Annotated in this window: 4 protein-coding genes and 1 rRNA gene; 1 reads left to right on the top strand and 4 read right to left on the bottom strand. The window is 40.3% G+C overall.

Annotated elements, in window-relative coordinates; translation table 11 throughout:
• Nucleotides 1–255, top strand: a 255-nt coding sequence (locus tag BO222_RS05800) for a transposase (protein WP_075817320.1), incomplete at its 5' end; no start/stop codon positions are given.
• Between the two features lie 199 nt (nt 256–454).
• On the opposite strand, the gene BO222_RS05795 is transcribed toward BO222_RS05800, so the two are convergent.
• The 4 genes from BO222_RS05795 to rrf form a co-directional block, all read right to left on the bottom strand.
• Nucleotides 455–1570 (bottom strand): hypothetical protein, encoded by a 1116-nt coding sequence (locus BO222_RS05795; protein WP_075819210.1) that lies wholly within the window; start codon nt 1568–1570, stop codon nt 455–457.
• 263 nt (nt 1571–1833) lie between these two features.
• Complete coding sequence (locus tag BO222_RS05790; RefSeq protein WP_075819208.1) at nt 1834–2835, bottom strand: C39 family peptidase; 1002 nt, start codon at nt 2833–2835, stop codon at nt 1834–1836.
• 268 nt (nt 2836–3103) lie between these two features.
• Nucleotides 3104–3379, bottom strand: coding sequence for a hypothetical protein (locus tag BO222_RS05785; protein WP_075819206.1), 276 nt, complete (start codon nt 3377–3379; stop codon nt 3104–3106).
• Between the two features lie 487 nt (nt 3380–3866).
• Nucleotides 3867–3972 (bottom strand): 5S ribosomal RNA (rrf, locus tag BO222_RS05780).
• Between the last annotated feature and the right edge of the window lie 98 nt (nt 3973–4070).

Below are 4070 nucleotides of genomic sequence, written 5' to 3'. Positions count from 1 at the left end.
CGGGAGAACATGTCTTCAGATGCAGGACATGAGATTATGGTCAGCCGGAGCATTCAGGCGGAAGGAACCTTCGGAGATCTTAAAGAAAACTACAGATACAGCCGATTGAGACGCCGGGGACTGGAAAACGTAAAATTTGAGGTGCTTATTGTGGCCATGGGACACAATATCAGAAAATTAAACAACAGAAATCGGATGAGTTGCCCAGAACTCGAACGTTATGGAAAATTAAAGGAGCAGAAAAGCGAAATCTGAAAAAGATTATAAACAGTCTTTTTGAGTTTTGGCTCTTTTCAGTGCGTTCAAAAATTGACTTGAGCGGAAAAACACATCATAAAACAGGATTGAATCAGATAAAAAGCATAGAAAAAGGGGCTGTAAATCTCGCTGATGAAAAATCAGTCGAAATTTAACAGCCCCTTCTTTATGTTCCTGATGTCTTAGTCTGATTATCTTATTGAGGATCAAGCAGATTCTGTATATCTGAAGGAATCTGAGAGCTCATCATTTCATCGATATTCGATAGATATTGTTTCTGATCAGCCTGGGGATAAGGATCAATCGTCCAGATCGTGAGTAATTCTTCTCTCGCATTGGCATCTTCTTTATCCACTGTAGCTGTAAAGCGGATATTTTCCTTTATGATCACCCGTTTAAGCATTCCGGTCCCTGAAACGATAGCAGTGACATCGTATTGCATAAACGTATAGTCCTTGAAAACCAGATTGATTCCGGAGCTCATCTCTCCAATGCTTTTATCGAATCTCAGATTTGCTGACTTCAGATTGGTTCCATAATTTTGAGGTTCCCGCGTTGAGATCTGTAAAATAAAATCTCCCTCTTCTGTCTGTTTATCCTCCTCTAGCGCCTCCTGATTTGATTCAGATGCATCCTGATTATATTTTTCTTCGGCACTCATCACAGAGTACTCGAAGTATTTAGGATTAGAAGGAAAGATTGCCGGGTTTTCTTCATAACTTAAAAGCTTCGATCCTCTGGTCTGCTGATAAACACCGGTCGTAAACATTTCAGATAACCATATTCTCTGAAAAAATCCCCCAAGATTTTTCTTTCCATATTCCTGATTGGAATAGGTCCTGACAAAACTGGCAGGATCACCAGGCTGCCAGGATGATTTGGATACTTCTGGCATCGTGCCTTCCCAGGCGGTGACTGTCGGTTCCATGAATTCTGAAATATTCCAGTTCAGAGCTTCAAATGAAGATTCTCCTGGGAATACGACTCGATAGTCAGAATCTGTAACTGGAACACTCTGATATCCAAGCAGCTTTCCGTTTTCATCCAGTTTGGGTTCCTCTGAAAGAGCACGGGTCATTCGGGAAATCAGGTAAGGTTCTCCCTTTTTATTTAGCTGTCCATATGTCTCCATGATCAGGTTTCGGAATGCTTCCTTTACTTTCTCCCGATCCACATTTTCCAAATCCTGCGTAAAAAACTGAAGATCTTCTGGAACTCCTTCAAGGGAGTGCGAACATCCACTGATTAAAATCATCAATCCAAGAAGAGATGCGATCAGTCCCTGTCGAATTTTTTTAAATTGAGTAGTCATAAATATGTCCTGTAAAAACTCTGATTCAAAATGAATCAGAATTTGTATTGTCGTTTTCTTCAATCATATCTATTGTAGCAAAGCTGCATTAAATTCCTTGTCTCATTTCGCTTACAAAACTTCAATACTCGCTTTCAAATCATGATCAGTGAAGTATGTTGAGAGTGATCCATTATTTTTTGCTCGAAAGAAAAAAGGAAGATTCTAAGTCTTCCTTCTCCTAAATTTATCAATTGAATCCGGTCTATAATCAGCGCACTATACTATTCGCTCTTCAGGAAATACCAGCCCGAAGCCGCCTGACTGGCTACGGTTTCCGGATCCCAGAGCTGGGCGCTTCGTTTTTTGGAATTTGGATCATTGACTTTCAACTGACCGTTTTCAACTCCTGTAATGACGATAAAATGACCCGTCCGGGTGAAATCGCCAGGAACCATCTGCAAAATAATTGGATAACCCTGTGCGGCTAAATCTACAATATTCTGCGCAGTCGTTTCAAAGCCAACGCATTCAACACCATAGGTATTTGCCAGGAAAGGAAAAATCTCCAGTGAGCTTCCTGCCCCAATCACATATAACCCATTTTCATCCGCCATCTTTGCAAGAGCTGGCGGCGTAATGGCTGGATCCTGATTCAGATAGGATAAGACCATAGCCATCGTAGTTGGACCGCATCCGGCAATCGCTACATTCAGATCCCCATAAGGAATATAACCCCAGCGATTATCCCATTGAATCAGCAACGGAACGGTTTCCAGGGATTCTTCAAGGGTTTCAGGAGCTGTCTGCATTTGAGCCTGTTCCGGATACTTTAAGGCGAAATCCAGACGATCATCATCCGTTAATGCCATCTGAACATAGGTAGTAGGTATAGTTCCAAGTGAAGTCATCAGTCTCGACCATCCGGACTCATTTTTTGGAAGGTTATGAAGCTGTTCCATCATTTCATCCGTAATTTCTGTTTCATCATTAATGGCGCTAACCCAGGAATAATCCGTACTACCTAAGGCAAGTGTCTTTAACTGATCAAACGATTCCTGCTCCATATCTTCCGGTTTAGATACAGCCTGGATCTGGGATTCAAAATTATGCCTGCTTTCAAGCCAGGAATAGACTTCTGCTCTTCTTTGTTCCTGCTCTTTTTCCCAATTCTTTTTCTCAATATATTTGAATGTGAAGAAACCAGCCAGAATAATCAGTACCAGGCTAAGAATTCCTGCTGTCCAGACAAGGCTTCTTCTTACTCTTCTTCGTTTTTTTGCCATACAGTATTTTCCTTTCGATAACCTCTTGATTGATGCTCGCTTAATTTATCACAAGATCAAAAGTAAATTTTAAAAGGCTAGTCGTTACCAATAGCAGGTTTTCAGCCTGAGATTGATCTTATCAGGAAATCCTGTAATAAGAAAACAATATCTTAGGGGCGTAAGAAATTATTTCTTCATTTCAGAAGCTCAATTCCTGTATGAGAAGGAGAAAGTTGATACGGCTTTAGACATTTATGTTCTAAGGTTTCGAATATTGAATCTGCTTCTAGCGTCTTCCTGCTTTTGGTATCCGGTTATCTCGAATATGCATAAACAGACCGCCCGCTCCAAATATGATAGCCAGCACCAAAAATTCAAAGATTCGAATCATTACGACGCTGTACCAGGCTGCCTGTAATTTGTATGGTTCATCGCTTCTCAGGGATTTGATGATTTGTTCAATATTGCTGTGAAATCCGCTGTAGTCCATGTACAGGACAATTACGAATATTGCAAGAAAGACTGCGGAGATAAAAAGCATTATCTTAACTGATTTTTCCATAACGATTTTCCTTATCTTTTTCTACTTTTTAATTCTTTCATTATTCTTAATCACCTAGACATTTTTAATTTTGGATCTGTTCTTATTTGCTTTTGTATCACATTTTCTTAAATCTACGCATTACCTTTTTTCGCTTCAGATCAAATCCAGAAGTTTTAAATGTTTATTGGACTGTTTTCTGACTGACTTGAATCATTAGACATTCGTTTAAAACCCCATTAATTTCCTGCGATGCCTGAAAAGTATCTTCTACGTTTCTTTCATTCCTGCAGGAAGTTATTTTCCAGAAGAGGCCAGGTTCTCTTCTAGTGATCAGACAGGCAGCAGCAGTGAAAACATTTATACGCAAATGAAATTCTGGTTTTAAACATCTCTCATAAGCTCTATTCGCTGTTCACTAAGCCTTAACATAGCTAGCTATGTTTTTCTGTTCATAAAGAAAAGCCGATCTGAAGAGATTCACTCTGCTCAGATCGGCTTGCTGTTTGCATGGCCTCTTGCTATTTTCGCTGTTCACTATCGTCGCCGTTAGAATGCTTGACTGCTGGGTGCGGAATGTAACCAGGTATTTCCATTCTGCCATCAAGACCACACCATGGATCTTTCAAAACCAAACATCAGCGACATCCTTCTTGTCTGTTGTCTTTGTTCTTTGTGTTCTTCACTTCGCTTGCTTCGATCAAGCCCTCGA

The sequence above is a fragment of the Ileibacterium valens genome (genome assembly GCF_001945525.1).
GTDB lineage: Bacteria > Bacillota_I > Bacilli_A > Erysipelotrichales > Erysipelotrichaceae > Ileibacterium > Ileibacterium valens.
The sequence above is the reverse complement of the archived record's forward strand: the minus strand, read 5'-3'. Positions and strand labels throughout refer to the sequence as shown.